General features: G+C 43.2%; 13 protein-coding genes and 1 riboswitch. All 13 genes read left to right on the plus strand.

All coding sequences use genetic code 11. The features are described from left to right. The first annotated feature begins 107 nt into the window (after positions 1-107). The 13 genes from murG to ABZM97_RS08465 all read left to right on the plus strand — a co-directional run bounded on the left by murG (position 108) and on the right by ABZM97_RS08465 (position 15,919). The gene (gene murG / locus ABZM97_RS08405) at positions 108-1,199 is read left to right on the plus strand and encodes an undecaprenyldiphospho-muramoylpentapeptide beta-N-acetylglucosaminyltransferase (RefSeq protein ID WP_087992141.1); all 1,092 of its coding nucleotides are present in this window, start codon (positions 108-110) and stop codon (positions 1,197-1,199) included. 31 nt (positions 1,200-1,230) lie between these two features. Next, positions 1,231-2,142: a UDP-N-acetylmuramate dehydrogenase gene (gene murB, locus ABZM97_RS08410; RefSeq protein ID WP_289347137.1), complete on the plus strand. Its 912-nt coding sequence runs from the start codon at positions 1,231-1,233 to the stop codon at positions 2,140-2,142. 129 nt (positions 2,143-2,271) lie between these two features. Next, positions 2,272-3,063, plus strand: coding sequence for a cell division protein DivIB (gene divIB / locus ABZM97_RS08415; RefSeq protein WP_087992139.1), 792 nt, complete (start codon positions 2,272-2,274; stop codon positions 3,061-3,063). Next, positions 3,060-3,755, plus strand: coding sequence for a DUF881 domain-containing protein (locus ABZM97_RS08420; protein WP_087992138.1), 696 nt, complete (start codon positions 3,060-3,062; stop codon positions 3,753-3,755). The genes divIB and ABZM97_RS08420 overlap by 4 nt, the downstream gene beginning before the upstream one ends. Before the next feature lie 22 nt (positions 3,756-3,777). After that, positions 3,778-4,485: a DUF881 domain-containing protein gene (locus ABZM97_RS08425; protein WP_087992137.1), complete on the plus strand. Its 708-nt coding sequence runs from the start codon at positions 3,778-3,780 to the stop codon at positions 4,483-4,485. A 17-nt stretch (positions 4,486-4,502) separates the two neighbouring features. Further along, positions 4,503-4,868: a small basic family protein gene (locus ABZM97_RS08430; RefSeq protein ID WP_087992136.1), complete on the plus strand. Its 366-nt coding sequence runs from the start codon at positions 4,503-4,505 to the stop codon at positions 4,866-4,868. Between the two features lie 174 nt (positions 4,869-5,042). After that, positions 5,043-6,365, plus strand: coding sequence for a cell division protein FtsA (gene ftsA, locus ABZM97_RS08435; RefSeq protein ID WP_087992135.1), 1,323 nt, complete (start codon positions 5,043-5,045; stop codon positions 6,363-6,365). 35 nt (positions 6,366-6,400) lie between these two features. Next, positions 6,401-7,549 carry a cell division protein FtsZ gene (gene ftsZ, locus ABZM97_RS08440; RefSeq protein ID WP_087992134.1) on the plus strand — a complete coding sequence of 383 codons (1,149 nt, stop codon included), beginning with the start codon at positions 6,401-6,403 and terminating at the stop codon, positions 7,547-7,549. Between the two features lie 299 nt (positions 7,550-7,848). Further along, the gene (locus tag ABZM97_RS08445) at positions 7,849-12,150 is read left to right on the plus strand and encodes a S8 family serine peptidase (RefSeq protein WP_367387383.1); all 4,302 of its coding nucleotides are present in this window, start codon (positions 7,849-7,851) and stop codon (positions 12,148-12,150) included. Between the two features lie 193 nt (positions 12,151-12,343). Continuing rightward, positions 12,344-13,273 (plus strand): sigma-E processing peptidase SpoIIGA, encoded by a 930-nt coding sequence (gene spoIIGA / locus ABZM97_RS08450; protein ID WP_202327736.1) that lies wholly within the window; start codon positions 12,344-12,346, stop codon positions 13,271-13,273. A 62-nt stretch (positions 13,274-13,335) separates the two neighbouring features. Further along, complete coding sequence (gene sigE, locus ABZM97_RS08455) at positions 13,336-14,055, plus strand: RNA polymerase sporulation sigma factor SigE (protein WP_003221446.1); 720 nt, start codon at positions 13,336-13,338, stop codon at positions 14,053-14,055. A gap of 139 nt (positions 14,056-14,194) precedes the next feature. Further along, positions 14,195-14,977 carry an RNA polymerase sporulation sigma factor SigG gene (gene sigG / locus ABZM97_RS08460; protein WP_003221449.1) on the plus strand — a complete coding sequence of 261 codons (783 nt, stop codon included), beginning with the start codon at positions 14,195-14,197 and terminating at the stop codon, positions 14,975-14,977. 147 nt (positions 14,978-15,124) lie between these two features. Beyond that, a complete protein-coding gene (locus ABZM97_RS08465; RefSeq protein WP_087992132.1) occupies positions 15,125-15,919 on the plus strand; it encodes an ABC transporter ATP-binding protein in 795 nt (264 codons plus the stop codon). A 12-nt stretch (positions 15,920-15,931) separates the two neighbouring features. Further along, a riboswitch (TPP riboswitch) is annotated at positions 15,932-16,033 on the plus strand. Positions 16,034-16,079 lie beyond the last annotated feature (46 nt).

The raw sequence follows: 16,079 nt of genomic DNA on the forward strand, positions 1-16,079 counted from the left end.
GAGCGTCCTGTGAACAGGAAGCCTGAGAAACAATTGATGCGATAACCCTGTCCAACAAAACAGGGTTATCGCTATGTTATAGAGAAACTTAGACTGGGGGAAGAGATATGCGAATTGCAATAAGCGGAGGCGGTACAGGAGGACACATTTATCCTGCTCTTGCCTTTATTAAAGAAGTGCAGCGCCGTCATCCTGAAGTGGAATTTTTATATATCGGAACAGAAAACGGGCTGGAGAAAAAAATTGTTGAACGGGAGAATATACCGTTTCGTTCAATTGAAATTACAGGCTTTAAAAGAAAGCTGTCATTTGAAAACGTCAAAACTGTGATGCGTTTTCTGAAGGGCGTAAAAAAGAGCAAATCGTATTTAGCGGAATTTAAGCCTGATGCCGTGATCGGAACGGGCGGTTACGTATGCGGGCCGGTTGTCTATGCCGCTGCGAAAATGGGAATTCCGACTATTGTCCATGAACAAAACAGCCTGCCGGGCATCACGAATAAGTTTCTTTCAAAATATGTTAATAAAGTAGCGATCTGTTTTGAAGAAGCAAAATCACACTTTCCTAGCGAGAAAGTGGTATTTACGGGAAACCCGAGAGCCTCTGAAGTCGTCTCAATAAAGACGGGCCGATCGATGGCGGAATTTGGGCTTTCTGAAGAGAAAAAAACGGTCTTAATCTTCGGCGGAAGCCGAGGCGCCGCACCGATTAACCGTGCTGTTATCGACATGCAGAATGCGCTGAAAACTAGAGACTACCAAGTGCTGTATATCACCGGTGAAGTTCACTATGAAAAAGTGATGAATGAGCTGAAAAGCAAGGGTGCCGCTGATAATATGGTCACCAAGCCGTTTCTTCATCAAATGCCGGAGTATTTAAAGGCCATAGATGTCATTGTGGCCAGAGCCGGGGCGACAACGATTGCCGAAATTACGGCTCTCGGAATCCCAAGTGTTCTGATCCCAAGCCCATATGTAACAGCGAATCACCAGGAGGTCAATGCGAGATCTCTCGGCCAGCATGATGCGGCGATTGTTCTGAAAGAAACAGAGCTAAGCGGGGAAAAGCTGATTGCTGCGCTTGACCGGATTGTACTGAATGAGCAAACGTTAAAGGAAATGAGCGAACGGACAAAGTCACTCGGTGTTCCTGACGCGGCTGCCCGTTTATACAGCGTACTCGAAGAATTGAAAAAGTAATAGAAAAGCAAATGGAATGCGGAGGTTTACGATGGAGAAAGTGATACATGAATTAAAAGAACGCGAAGTCGGCAAGGTTCTTGCAAATGAACCGCTCGCGAATCATACAACGATGAAAATCGGCGGCCCTGCGGATGTATTGGTCATTCCAAGCAGTGTAGATGCTGTCAAAAATATCATGGACGTTATTAAGAAATATGATGTGGAGTGGACAGTCATCGGCCGCGGGTCAAACCTTCTTGTTTTAGATGAGGGGATCAGAGGCGTAGTGATTAAGCTGGGGGCAGGCCTTGACCATTTGGAGCTTGACGGGGAACAAGTAACGGTCGGAGGCGGTTATTCAGTGGTCCGTCTTGCTACATCATTGAGTAAAAAAGGCCTGTCCGGTTTGGAATTTGCTGCGGGTATTCCAGGATCAATCGGCGGAGCGGTTTATATGAATGCCGGCGCTCACGGTTCTGATATGAGCGAAATCCTCGTCAAAGCGCATATTTTATTTGAAGACGGCACGATTGAGTGGCTGACAAATGAGCAGATGGATTTCAGCTACAGAACGTCTGTATTGCAACAGAAACGTCCGGGCGTTTGCCTTGAAGCGGTTCTGCAGCTGGAGCAGAAGGATAAGGAATCAATCGTTCAGCAAATGCAAAGCAATAAAGACTACAGAAAAAATACACAGCCGTATTCAAGCCCTTGTGCGGGAAGCATATTCAGAAATCCGCTTCCAAATCATGCCGGAAACCTTGTAGAAAAAGCAGGCTTGAAAGGATATCAAATCGGCGGTGCAAAGATTTCGGAGATGCACGGAAACTTCATCGTCAATGCGGGCGGAGCATCAGCAAAAGATGTGCTTGATCTCATTGACCATGTGAAAAAGACAATTCGTGAAAAATACGAGATTGATATGCATACAGAGGTTGAAATCATCGGCGAAAATCGCTGATTCAAGTTCTGACTGAAGCTGTTCATATGATATACTGTAAGCAAACGACAAACGGCATCATAGTATGCCGTTTGTTTTGGAATAGACAGACTTTTAACAGCTGTTTCATTTGAATGAGGTGAACAGGCAATGAACCCGGGGCATGACCGAGAAAAAATCGTAAACATTGAAGAACGGATTCCTAAAATTAAAGAGCAGCGGAAACAGAAGGCAAACCGCCGTCTCATTTCATTTATTATGCTCTTTTTTATGATGGTGTTGGTCATTGTGTATCTGCAGACGCCAATCAGTAAAGTATCGACAATCTCTGTAACAGGGAATGAGAATGTATCCAAAAAGGAAATTATTGACCTTTCCGATATCAACAGCGGAGATACCGAGTTTTGGAGTTTGGACAAGAAAAAAACAGAAAAGAAGATTCAGCAAAATAAATTAGTGAAAAAAGCGGAGATCAGCAAATCGCTTCCTAATAAAATCAACATTGCGATCGAAGAATATAAAGCGATTGCTTATTTAGAAAAAGACAATGTGTACTATGAAGTGCTTGAAAATGGTTCCGTTCTGCCAAACGAAGTAACGCCGGATGATGCCGGACCGATTTTGGTGAATTGGACTAACGCGAAAAAACGCTCTCAAATGGCTAAGCAGCTTAATGCTTTGTCAAATTCGTTAAAACAGTCAATATCAGAAATCTACTATACACCTGTAAAAATGGATGAAAACCGTATTAAATTGTACATGAACGACGGTTATGTTGTCACTGCGTCTATAAAAACCTTTGCAGACCGAATGAAAACGTATCCTTCTATCATTTCACAGCTTAGCAGCAGTAAAAAGGGAATTATTCATTTAGAAGTTGCCACCTATTTTGAAGAGTTTGGAAAAAACGATAAATCTGCTAAAAAGGAAGATGAAAATTGAGGGGCAAATCAGCAGTCCTTCTTTCTTTGATCATGCTTATCGCAGGCTTTTTGATTTCATTTTCTTTTCAAATAACTAAAGAAAATGAAAAAGGAGCGGCTGAGTCAGAAGAGTGGAAAAAAGAATATGCGCTGAGAGATGAACTGTTGAAACAGGAGAAAGAAAATAAGACTCTTGAAAAAGAATTGTATCAAAAGCAAAACAAAGTCCGTCAGGCAGAAAATAAGCTGAAAAAAGAAAAGACGGAATACTATAACGTCCTTGAAGATACAGAAAAATACAGAATGTATATTGGGGAAGTCGGTGTGCAGGGAGAGGGCGTTGAGGTGACCTTGGAAGATGCGTCGTACATACCGGAAGGGGAGAATGTGAACAGTTACATCGTTCACGAAAGCCATATCTTTCAAGTGGTAAACGAACTGTATATTTCGGGTGCGGCGGCTGTTGCCGTTAATGGCCAGCGTTTGACACATGATTCCTATATCAAGTGCAACGGTCCCGTTGTAACGGTAGACGGAGTGCAGCATCCCGCTCCGTTTACGATATCAGCTATTGGAGATCCTGATGTTCTGCTGCCTTCGTTAAATATAGCAGGAGGCCTGATCGATCAGCTGTCAATGGATCATATTTCTGTTTCCGCAGAAAAAGAGAAAAACGTTCAAATGAAACCGATTCTGAAAACGAAGGAATGACTGAAAAAGCGGGTGAAACAGATTGAAAATAAAGCGTTCCTTCATAAGCATCAGTGTGCTTATGATCATCTTCGGCATCATGATAGCTGTTCAGTTTAACTCATTAAAGCACCCCAAAGTCCGAGACACAAGAGATATGTGGGATATAAGGGAAGAGCTGACTTCAGAGCAGAAGAAGCAGGAAAAGCTGCTGGATGAAATAAACAAATATGATAAATTGCTGAATAGCTATTCGCAAACGAAAGAAATGACAAAAGAAACCGCGCTCAATAATACCTTGCAAACCTTAAAAAAAACAGCCGGCATGACCGATATAACAGGTAGCGGAATTGTCATCACCATATCCCCGCTTTTTTCTGAAAGTTTAACAGGAGAGCCGATCAAAAATCCGCCTCCGGATTTGCTGAAGAAGCTGATCAATGAACTCAACTCCTTCGGTGCAGAACAAATCTCTATTAATGAGCGAAGAGTTGTGAATCATACAGTCATAAGGGATATAAACGGCACAACAAAAATAGACGGATACGGCCTTGACGATTATCCTTTAACAGTAAATGTGCTTGCCAAAGATCCGGACATGCTGTACAGCAGAGTGAAGGGATCAGGCCTTGAGGATCTCTTTGCATCTGAAAATTTAGCATTTAAAGCCGGTAAATCTGAAAGCGAACTGACATTAAAAGCATATGACAGGCCATTGGATGTACAACGGCTAAAACCGCTTAAAGACTGAAAAGGAGGAGAACCGTCATGTGGCTGCCCGTATTGGGGCTGGTGCTCGGAATTGCGCTTGGACTGATGACAAACTTAACGATACCGAGTGAATACTCAAACTATTTATCGCTTGCGGTGCTTGCCGCACTTGATACATTAATCGGCGGAATCAGGGCGCATTTACAAGGTACATATGATGAAATGGTATTTGTTTCCGGTTTCTTTTTTAATATTATATTGGCAATAAGTTTAGCTTTTCTGGGAGTCCATCTTGGTGTAGACTTGTATTTAGCAGGTATATTCGCATTTGGAGTCAGATTATTTCAGAATATTGCCGTGATCAGAAGAAATCTACTAACAAAGTGGACTCTTTCTAAAAAAAATAAAAAAAATGTGATATAAAAGAGGATATACATAGGATATAACGAATATTTTCAATAAACATAAAATGTGAAGAGCACATAAAGAATATTCCGTTGTTATTTTTTGTTACACACTTGTAAAGCCACATTCATTGTATTGTTGTTCCGCAAATAATAGAATAGAAATGATTGAAATGTGAGGAGGTGCCATAGAATGAACAACAATGAACTTTACGTCAGTCTTGACATCGGTACGTCCAATACAAAAGTGATCGTCGGAGAAATGACAGATGATTCCCTAAATATTATCGGTGTGGGAAATGTACCGTCTGAAGGGTTGAAAAAAGGCTCAATCGTTGATATAGATGAAACTGTTCATTCTATAAGAAAAGCGTTTGACCAAGCTGAAAGAATGGTAGGTTTTCCGCTTAGAAAAGCTATTGTCGGCGTTAATGGAAATTATATCAATATTCAAGATACAAACGGTGTTGTAGCAGTTTCCAGTGAAAATAAAGAAATTCAGGTTGAAGATGTGCGCCGAGTCATGGAGGCGGCACAGGTTGTGTCAGTACCGCACGAACAGCTGATTGTGGATGTCATTCCTAAACAGTTTATCGTAGATGGAAGAGATGAAATCACCGACCCGAAAAAAATGCTTGGTGTGCGTTTAGAAGTAGAGGGCACCTTGATCACCGGTTCAAAAACAATTTTACATAACTTGCTTCGCTGTGTTGAAAGAGCCGGTATTGAAATAACTGATATTTGTCTTCAGCCGCTGGCAGCCGGTTCTGCTGCATTGTCAAAGGACGAGAAAAATCTTGGAGTGGCTCTCATTGATATAGGGGGAGGGTCAACAACCATTGCCGTATTCGAGAACGGACATCTGACTTCTACCCGTGTTATTCCACTCGGAGGCGAAAATATCACCAAAGATATCTCCATCGGATTGAGAACGTCAACAGAAGAAGCAGAACGCGTGAAAAAGCAATTTGGACATGCCTACTATGACGAAGCCTCGGAAGATGAAGTATTTGAGGTAACCGTTATCGGCACCAATCAAAAACAAACATTTACACAGCAGGAAGCAGCGAACATCATTGAAGCAAGAGTAGAAGAAATTCTTGAAATTGTTTCAGAAGAGATTAGCAGTATGGGAATTACCGATCTGCCGGGAGGCTTCGTGCTGACAGGGGGACAAGCAGCAATGCCGGGTGTCATGTCATTGGCACAGGATGTGCTGCAAAACAATGTCAGAGTGGCAAGCCCGAATTATATCGGTGTAAGAGATCCTCAATATATGACGGGAGTGGGCATGATCCAATTCGCCTGCCGAAATGCAAGAATCCAAGGCAGAAAAATAGGCTTCAAGATGCCTGAAGAAGCGATACAGGAAATCGCAGTCTCATCATCAGAGGAACAAGAGCAGCATCATTACCAAAATGAGGTGCAGCAGCGGCCAAAAGGAAAACAAAAAACACAAGCCGAACATCATAAACAGAGCAAAATGAAAAAACTATTAAGCATGTTTTGGGAATAGATAGATAGTCATTCGGCAGATTAGGAGGATTTAGCATGTTGGAGTTCGAAACAAACATAGACGGCTTAGCATCAATTAAAGTAATCGGAGTAGGAGGCGGCGGTAACAACGCCGTTAACCGAATGATTGAAAATGAAGTGCAAGGAGTAGAGTACATCGCGGTAAATACGGACGCTCAAGCTCTTAACCTGTCAAAAGCAGAAGTAAAAATGCAAATCGGCGCAAAACTGACTAGAGGATTGGGAGCAGGTGCGAATCCTGAAGTCGGAAAAAAAGCCGCTGAAGAAAGCAAAGAGCAGATTGAAGAAGCATTAAAAGGCGCTGACATGGTATTCGTGACAGCTGGTATGGGGGGCGGAACAGGAACAGGTGCCGCACCGGTTATCGCACAAATCGCGAAAGACTTAGGCGCATTAACAGTCGGAGTCGTTACAAGACCGTTTACATTTGAAGGGCGCAAAAGACAGCTTCAGGCTGCAGGCGGAATCACAGCAATGAAAGAAGCGGTGGATACACTGATCGTGATCCCGAACGACCGAATCCTTGAAATTGTTGATAAAAACACGCCGATGCTTGAAGCATTCCGTGAAGCGGATAACGTACTCCGCCAAGGGGTTCAAGGTATTTCAGACTTGATTGCGACACCTGGTCTTATCAACCTTGACTTTGCTGATGTGAAAACAATCATGTCAAACAAAGGATCTGCTTTGATGGGTATCGGTATTGCAACTGGAGAAAACCGCGCGGCAGAGGCAGCGAAAAAGGCAATCTCCAGCCCGCTTCTTGAAGCGGCCATTGACGGTGCGCAAGGCGTTCTCATGAACATCACTGGGGGCACAAATCTCAGCCTGTATGAAGTTCAGGAAGCAGCAGACATTGTCGCTTCTGCGTCTGACCAAGACGTAAATATGATATTCGGTTCTGTTATCAATGAAAATCTAAAAGACGAGATTGTGGTGACAGTGATTGCGACTGGTTTCATTGAACAAGAGAAGGACGTGACGAAATCTCAACGTCCAAGCTTAAACCAAAGCATCAAAACAAATAATCAAAGTGCTCCAAAGCGTGAGCCAAAACGTGAGGAGCCTCAGCAACAAAACACAGTAAGCCGTCATACCTCACAGCCGGCTGATGATACGCTTGACATCCCGACATTCTTAAGAAACCGAAATAAACGCGGCTAATGTAAAGGACAAAATCGTTTTCGATTTTGTCCTTTTTGTTTTCTCCAAAACATTTCTTCTATATAAAGTCTTTTTCCTTATGCCTTCCTTCACATAAAAATAAATCAGGCCATTAGACCCATTTAAATCCCATGACAATTTTATTGTTTTCATATTTATGGAAATAAGGTGACATAAAACGACAATATCTGTAATAGAGATTGTCTACAGTTAACGTACAGCGATGCTCTGACAAACCATTCATTTTTATAAGGAGGGACGACATTTTTTTCAAAGCATGTTGAAAAAGGGGGATAAAAATGAGGAGAAAAACGAAAAACAGACTCATCAGCTCTGTTTTAAGTACGGTTGTCATTGGTTCAATGCTTTTTCCGGGTGTAGCCGGAGCAAGCAGCAAAAGCGCCTCAGCTTCTGTTAAACAGGAGCTTCAATCTGCTGAATCCATTCAGAACAAGATCTCGAGTTCATTAAAGAAAAGCTTTAAAAAGAAAGAAAAAACGACCTTTCTGATTAAATTTAAAGATCAAGCTGACACAAAAAAAGCGGCAAAAGCGGCTGTTAAAAAAGCGAAATCGAAGAAGCTGACTGCAGCTAAGACGGAATATCAAAAGCGTTCGGCCGTGGTGTCATCTTTAAAAGTCACAGCCGATGAATCCCAGCGAGATGTCTTAACATACTTGAACAGCCAGAAAAACAAGGGGAATGCAGACCAAATTCACTCTTATTATGTAGTGAATGGGATCGCTGTTCATGCTTCAAAAGAAGTGATGGAAAAAGTGGCGCAGTTCTCCGAAGTGGAAAAGGTGCTTCCAAATGAGAAACGGCAGCTGTTTAAATCATCCTCTCCATTTAATATGAAAAAAGCGCAAAAAGCTGTCAAAGCAACTGACGGTGTGGAATGGAATGTAGACCAAATCGACGCCCCGAAAGCTTGGGCACTTGGATATGACGGAACTGGCACGGTTGTCGCGTCCATTGATACAGGTGTGGAATGGAACCACCCGGCTTTAAAAGAGAAATATCGTGGATATAATCCGGAAAGTCCTGATGAGCCGGATCATGAAATGAATTGGTATGATGCCGTAGCAGGCGAAGCAAGTCCTTATGATGATTTGGCTCATGGAACCCACGTGACAGGTACGATGGTGGGATCAGAACCCGATGGAACAAATCAAATCGGTGTAGCGCCAGGCGCAAAATGGATTGCTGTTAAAGCGTTCTCCGAAGATGGCGGCACTGATGCTGACATTTTGGAAGCCGGTGAATGGGTTTTAGCTCCAAAGGACGCAGATGGAAATCCTCACCCGGAAATGGCTCCTGATGTTGTCAATAACTCATGGGGCGGGGGCTCAGGACTTGATGAATGGTACAGGGACATGGTCAATGCCTGGCGTGCGGCCGATATTTTCCCTGAGTTTTCAGCGGGAAATACAGATATCTTTATTCCGGGCGGGCCTGGTTCTATCGCAAACCCAGCAAACTATCCGGAATCGTTTGCAACTGGAGCGACTGATATTAACAAAAAGCTTGCTGACTTTTCTCTCCAAGGGCCATCTCCATATGATGAAATAAAGCCGGAAATTTCTGCACCTGGCGTTAATATTCGCTCTTCCGTTCCCGGCCAGACATATGAGGACGGATGGGACGGCACATCAATGGCAGGACCGCATGTGTCCGCTGTTGCTGCATTGCTGAAACAGGCGGATGCCTCACTTTCTGTTGATGAGATGGAGGATATTTTAACCAGCACGGCTGAACCGCTGACGGATTCAACATTTCCCGATTCTCCGAATAACGGATACGGCCATGGTTTGGTGAACGCTTTTGACGCTGTATCAGCTGTTACAGATGGTTTAGGAAAAGCAGAAGGACAGGTCTCTGTAGAGGGAGATGATCAAGAGCCTCCTGTCTATCAGCATGAGAAAGTAACAGAAGCCTATGAAGGCGCGAACCTGCCGCTGACTTTGACAGCTGAAGACAATGTAAGTGTGACATCTGTCAAACTGTCCTATAAGCTGGATCAAGGCGAGTGGACTGAAGTAACGGCTAAACGAATCAGCGGAGATCACTTGAAAGGAACGTATCAGGCGGAGATCCCAAACGTAAAAGGAGCTGCACTAAGCTATAAGTGGATGATTCAGGATTTTGGCGGCCATGTCGTTGAGTCTGACACATATGATATAACAGTGAAACCAAGCATCACGGCGGGCTATAAGCAGGACTTTGAAACTGAACCCGGCGGCTGGATTGCGAGTGGCACAAATAATAGCTGGGAGTGGGGAGTTCCGTCAGCAGGCCCAAATACAGCAGCTTCCGGAGAAAAAGTATACGGAACAGACCTGGCAGGAAACTATGGCAACTCAGCAAACATGAATCTCGTGATGCCTCCTGTTAAAGTGCCGGATTCAGGAAACCTGTTTCTCCAATTTAAAAGCTGGCACAATTTAGAGAATGATTTTGATTATGGCTATGTTTTTGTTTTGCCTGAAGGTGAGAAGAATTGGGAGCAGGCTGGCGTCTATAATGGAAAGACATCAAGCTGGATGGACGAAGAAATTGATTTATCCGCTTATAAAGGTCAAAACATTCAAGTCATGTTTAATCTTCAATCCGATGATAGCATTGCAAAAGAGGGCTGGTACATTGATGATGTAGTGCTTTCTGACAAATCGGCCGGAAAAACAGCCAAAAAGAATAAGCTGGGTGTTGAAAAGCCGTCTGGAAAGCAAAAGAAAAAGCCAGTGAATCCGAAAAAAGCTAAGCCATCTGCAAACACAGCGGTAAAAAACCAGAGTAAAGAGATACAGCCTCAAATTTTGCCGCTCAGGGCGCAAGTCAGTGTTATGGAAACAGGGAAATCAACATATTCAGATCAATCCACAGGGCAGTACACGCTGACGCACAAAGCGGGAGACTATACGCTTATGGCAGAAGCATACGGTTATCAATCGAAAACACAAAAGGTTTCTCTGCAGGCAGATCAGACGACACCAGCTAATTTTACGTTAGAAGAAATGAAGAAGGGCACATTAAAAGGCACGGTCATCAATAAAACGACAGGAGAGCCGGTAAAAGGAGCCTCTGTTTATGTTGTGGAGGATGCTGCGGTTGAACCGGCTACAACAAATGACAAAGGTGAATATACGCTTGAGGCCTATGAAGGCGCCTATACGATTAAAGTCGCTGCACCAGGTTATTACAGCGATGAATTTTCCGTTAATTTAAAAGGTAATGTTGTGAAGGAAACTGTACTGAAGCCTTTCGTCGGTTATCCGGGTGAGATTGCATATGATGATGGAACGGCGGAGAATGCCAATTCCTATTTTGCAGCCGGTAACGGATGGGCTGTCAAAATGACATTGGCTGACGGCAAAGACAAAGGCATGCTTACAGGAGGACTGTTTAGATTCTGGGATACAGAGTTCCCTGATCCTGGCGGCACAGAGTTTAAGGTTGAGGTATACGATGCTACAGGAGAAGATGGCGCACCGGGCAAGAAAATTGCCGGGCCATTTAACGCTGAAGCCCTTCGCAATGGCGAATGGACCAAGGTAGATCTCAGTTCAAAAGGGATTATGGTCGATAAAGATTTTTATCTCGTATATATCCAGTCGAAACCAGATCCATATTCACCAGGTCTGGCAATGGATGAAACCGGTCAGAATTCCGGCCGCAACTGGCAGTATATAGACGGAGAATGGCAGCCGGGTGACGAAGCTGACGGCAACTATATGATCCGCGCATTAGTTGATTATGAAGCGGCTGTACCTGAGATCACTTCACCGGCAGACAAATCATACACAAATAAGGAGAACGTCACCGTAAAAGGAAAAGCTTCTCCGGGAACAACGGTACACATTTATAATGGAAAGAAAGAAGCAGGAGAGGCGAGAGCTGCGGCGGATGGCACGTTTCAGGCAGGCGTATCACTCAGCGAGGGTGAAAATGAGCTGACGGCCACGGCATCAACAGACAATGGGACTACGGATGCTTCCAGCCCTGTCATGGTCACGCTTGATCAAGACAAGCCAGAATTGACGCTGGACAATCCAAAGGATGGCGAGAAAATAAATAAAGAAGCGCTGACTGTCAAAGGGTCTGTATCCGATGACAATCTAAAAGAAGTCAAAGTGAATGGCAAAAAAGCAACAGTATCTGAAGGTTCATACTCAGCCCGTATTCTTTTGGAGAACGGAAGCAATGAAATCAAGGTGACGGCAACAGACTTAGCAGGCAACAAAACGAAGAAAAAGGCTGTCATTGATGTCAACTATGACCAGCCTGTCATCTCCGGATTGATCCCGGGAGAGGACAAAATCTTAAAAGCCGGTGAATCTGTGAAAATCGCTTTCTCAAGCGCTAAAGACTTGGATGCAACGTTTGTCATTCGTATGCCGCTGACAAATGCAAGAGCGAGTGTGCAAAACGCCACCGAGCTCCCGTTAAGAGAAATTTCTCCGGGGCGATATGAAGGCTATTGGACAGCCACTTCTTCTATTAAAGCAAACGGAGCAAAAGTAGAAGTGATTGTACGTGATGATTATGGAAATGAAACAAGAAAAACAGCGAACGGAAAACTCTATATCAATACTGGAAATTAAGTGTAAAAAAGCTGCCGTCAAGGGCAGCTTTTTTATGTATACTCTCATTTATTCCCTCGACAAATTAAGCAGTAATCCCTGAAAAATTGTATTTTCCTCTCAACATTAATTGACAGACTTTCCCACAGAGCTTGATTTATACTTATGAAACAAGAAGGGGAACAGCGTGATGCAAGAAAGAAAGGAGTCAGATGTGAAAATCTATTTAGATGTCATTTGGCTATTGAACTTTTGCTTTGATGCACTTTTGCTTTTGCTCACGGCATTTATTTTAAAACGGCATGTGAAAAAAAGAAGACTGCTAGGCGGAGCGTTCATCGGTTCAAGTATTGTTCTATTGATGTTTACTCCTTTTTCGCCGATCGTTGAACATCCGGCTGGTAAGCTGGCTTTTTCAGTTGTTATTGTGATGGTGACATTTGGCTTTAAAAGATTTCGTTATTTCTTTCAAAATTTGTTTTCCTTTTATTTTGCGACTTTTTTAATGGGGGGAGGAATGATTGGAGCCCATTCTTTGCTGCAGACCAATTCCGTTGTTCGAAACGGTGTCATGATGACGAATCAAACAGGGTTTGGAGACCCGATCAGCTGGTTGTTTATTGTTGCTGGCTTTCCAGTGTTATGGTTTTTTTCTAAGAGAAGAATTGAAGAGATTGAAACAAAAAACATTCAATATGAGGAACGAGTCAGCGTACAGGCTGATTTGGGCGGCCAAACGCTTCATGTCAGAGGGCTGGTTGATTCCGGTAATCAGCTGTACGATCCGCTTACTAAAACGCCTGTCATGATTATTCACCTTGATAAACTGGAACCGATTTTCGGAGCAGCCGAAACGATGATCATTCGAAACACAGATCCATTGGAAGCCACTCAGCAGCTCGATGATTCATTTCGCTTTTTGGATAAAATGAGGCTGATTCCATACAGAGGAGTAGGTCAGCAAAATCAATTTTTACTATGCGTTAAACCGGATCACGTAACGATTATGACAAAACAAGAAATGATTTCTGCGGATAAATGCTTAATCGGCATCAGCACAACAAAGCTATCTGCAGATGGCGAGTTTGACGCCATTATTCATCCTAAAATGCTCTCGGGCAAGGCCATCAAACACGTCTCATAATGTTCGCAAATGTCCGTTACTTATCATACTCAAACGACGTGACATTTAGAAGGGAGAGGAAGATGAAAAAACTGAAATTGCGATTGACGCACCTCTGGTATAAGCTGCTGATGAAACTTGGGCTGAAAAGTGATGAAGTCTATTACATAGGCGGGAGTGAAGCCCTGCCTCCTCCATTATCTAAAGATGAGGAGCAGGTTCTGTTAATGAAGCTTCCAAACGGCGATCAGGCGGCTCGCGCCATTTTGATTGAACGCAATTTGCGTCTGGTCGTCTATATCGCCCGTAAATTCGAAAATACAGGAATTAATATAGAGGATTTAATCAGCATCGGCACCATCGGATTAATCAAAGCTGTGAATACGTTTAATCCAGAAAAGAAAATCAAGCTGGCGACCTATGCCTCACGCTGTATAGAAAATGAAATCCTGATGTATTTAAGAAGAAACAACAAAATCCGGTCAGAGGTTTCCTTTGATGAGCCGCTTAATATTGATTGGGACGGCAATGAGCTGTTGCTTTCTGATGTGCTCGGCACGGACGATGACATTATCACAAAAGACATAGAAGCTAACGTAGATAAAAAGCTTTTGAAAAAAGCGCTTGAACAGCTTAATGAGAGGGAAAAGCAAATCATGGAGCTGCGGTTTGGGCTTGTCGGCGAAGAAGAAAAGACCCAAAAGGATGTAGCGGATATGATGGGAATTTCCCAGTCTTATATTTCACGTCTGGAGAAAAGAATAATAAAAAGATTGAGAAAAGAGTTCAACAAAATGGTGTAAAATTTTTTATAGTACAGAACCCTTGATTTTACAGGGATTTCCTGAATTCGACTGTTTTTCGATCTGAGTGCAGTGCATATTTTTCCCACCCAAGGAGATACTTAACGTTGTACAGCAGCTCCTGTAGGGAGGGAAAAAAGTGTCGAGAAATAAAGTCGAAATCTGCGGGGTGGATACCTCCAAATTACCAGTACTCAAGAATGAAGAGATGAGAAAGCTGTTTAGGCAGCTGCAGGATGAAGGCGATGATTCAGCGAGAGAAAAGCTTGTAAACGGGAACTTGCGTCTTGTCTTAAGTGTCATTCAAAGATTTAATAACAGAGGAGAGTATGTTGATGACTTATTTCAGGTCGGCTGCATCGGACTAATGAAATCAATTGATAATTTTGACCTAAGCCACAATGTTAAGTTTTCAACATACGCTGTACCTATGATAATCGGAGAGATCCGCAGGTATTTACGCGATAATAACCCGATTCGTGTCTCAAGATCACTCCGGGACATCGCTTACAAGGCACTTCAAGTAAGAGAGCGGTTAATCAGTGAGACAAGCAAGGAGCCGACTGCAGAAGACATCGCAAAAGTTCTTGAAGTACCGCATGAAGAAATTGTATTTGCGCTTGATGCCATTCAGGATCCGGTTTCTCTATTTGAACCGATCTATAACGACGGCGGAGACCCGATTTATGTGATGGACCAAATTAGTGATGAGCGCAATAAAGATTCACAATGGATTGAAGAGCTGGCTTTAAAAGAGGGCATGAGAAGACTGAATGATAGGGAAAAAATGATTTTGCGAAAGCGGTTCTTCCAAGGGAAAACACAAATGGAAGTAGCCGAGGAAATCGGGATTTCCCAAGCGCAGGTGTCCAGGCTTGAAAAAGCGGCTATCAAACAAATGAATAAGAATATCCATCAATAATGTAAAGCCTTTAAAACAATTTTTGTTTTAAAGGCTTTCTATTGATTTCGGACGGTTTACGTTTTGGAAAAAATAAGGTATCCTAGTTCGTGCGAAGTTTTATGAAAATTTAAATAATTATAGAAGGCAGTAAAGAGGAGGACCACGATGATTTTGCAGCTTGACAATGTCTCATTAAAACGAAATGGAAAATGGATACTGAGGGATATCCATTGGAGGGTGGAAGAAAAGGAAAATTGGGTGCTTTACGGACTGAATGGCGCCGGAAAGACCGCACTGTTAAATATGCTTTGCTCATATTATTTCCCAACATCGGGCAAGATGCAGGTGCTTGGCCATGAATTTGGCAAAACAGAGCTTGGGGAGAAGCTCAGACGGAAAATTGGCCTCGTCTCAGCCGCTCTTCAGCAAAAATTTTATCCGGCAGATTCAGCATTTGAAATTGCTTTGAGCGGCGCTTACGCTTCAATTGGATTATATGAAACACCAAGTGCGGAAATCAGGGAAAAAGCGATTGGTTTGTTAGAGGACTTGGGAGCGATTGAATATGCCGACCGCCGCTATGAAACCCTTTCTCAAGGAGAAAAACAAAGAGCCTTGATTGCAAGAGCGCTAATGGCGGATCCGGAGCTGCTGATACTGGACGAACCGGTCACAGGGCTGGATTTTATTGCCCGGGAAAAGCTGTTAGACACGATTACATACATTGCAAACAAAGAAAATGCGCCATCGATCCTTTATGTGACTCATCATGCGGAAGAAATTTTGCCGGTCTTTGACAAAGCCCTTTTGTTAAAACAGGGAGAGGTCTTTAAATCCGGAGAAATAAAAGAAATGCTTACTGATCACATACTCTCGGCTTTTTTTGATACGCCAATCCATGTATTATGGAATCAGGGTCGGCCGTTTTTAACAAGAGCCGAGCCGATAACAAATGCCTGACAAACACATACAGACTCATCCTAGGGGTGCTTTTCGAAGCTGAGAGAGACATTGTCTCAACCCTTTTGACCTGATCTGGATCATGCCAGCGGAGGGAAGCGGTGAAAAAGCGGAGTACATAGGACTCTGTCTGTTTTTATCGAGCCGTTTCATAACATAT

The sequence above is a fragment of the Bacillus vallismortis genome, from assembly GCF_040784915.1.
GTDB lineage: Bacteria > Bacillota > Bacilli > Bacillales > Bacillaceae > Bacillus > Bacillus subtilis_G.

Coding starts and splice junctions, on each gene's coding strand:
- murG (WP_087992141.1), top strand. CDS start 108: ATGCGAATTGCAATAAGCGGAGGCGGTACAGGAGGACACATTTATCCT.
- murB (WP_289347137.1), top strand. CDS start 1,231: ATGGAGAAAGTGATACATGAATTAAAAGAACGCGAAGTCGGCAAGGTT.
- divIB (WP_087992139.1), top strand. CDS start 2,272: ATGAACCCGGGGCATGACCGAGAAAAAATCGTAAACATTGAAGAACGG.
- ABZM97_RS08430 (WP_087992136.1), top strand. CDS start 4,503: ATGTGGCTGCCCGTATTGGGGCTGGTGCTCGGAATTGCGCTTGGACTG.
- ftsA (WP_087992135.1), top strand. CDS start 5,043: ATGAACAACAATGAACTTTACGTCAGTCTTGACATCGGTACGTCCAAT.
- ftsZ (WP_087992134.1), top strand. CDS start 6,401: ATGTTGGAGTTCGAAACAAACATAGACGGCTTAGCATCAATTAAAGTA.
- ABZM97_RS08445 (WP_367387383.1), top strand. CDS start 7,849: ATGAGGAGAAAAACGAAAAACAGACTCATCAGCTCTGTTTTAAGTACG.
- sigE (WP_003221446.1), top strand. CDS start 13,336: ATGAAAAAACTGAAATTGCGATTGACGCACCTCTGGTATAAGCTGCTG.
- ABZM97_RS08465 (WP_087992132.1), top strand. CDS start 15,125: ATGATTTTGCAGCTTGACAATGTCTCATTAAAACGAAATGGAAAATGG.